At 69.5% G+C, this 364-nt stretch carries 1 pseudogene; it reads right to left on the reverse strand.

Annotated features, from left to right (window positions below):
- Positions 1–364, reverse strand: a pseudogene (locus SB751_RS28615) (FUSC family protein); the annotation flags it as partial.

Raw genomic sequence — 364 nt, forward strand, 5'->3', positions numbered from 1 at the left:
GTTGTGCGCCGAGAACGCCGGCGACAGCCAGCGGCTGGCCAGCGTCATGGCGATGGCGGCCGCCGCCGTCACGCGCAGGGCGTAGCGAAAGTGCGGCGAATCCAGGCGCAGGTTGCTGGTCAGCAGGCCGAAGCGGAATTCCTGGCGCGAGATGAAGCGCGTCAGCGATTTGTTGATGCGCAGCACGTCGGTGGGCTTGGCGTGGGGCGAGGCGGCGGTGTGGTCGGCGAGCCGGTCGACGATGCGGGCCGAGTTGCGCAGCCGGCGCAGCACCTGCACGATCAGCGCCAGCATCTCGGGCTCGCGCTCGCCCAGGCCCTGCTGCTTGAGTTGCTCGATCTCGTACTCGATGGCGCGCAGTTCG

The sequence above is a fragment of the Cupriavidus sp. SIMBA_020 genome (assembly GCF_046535395.1).
Lineage (GTDB): Bacteria > Pseudomonadota > Gammaproteobacteria > Burkholderiales > Burkholderiaceae > Cupriavidus > Cupriavidus campinensis.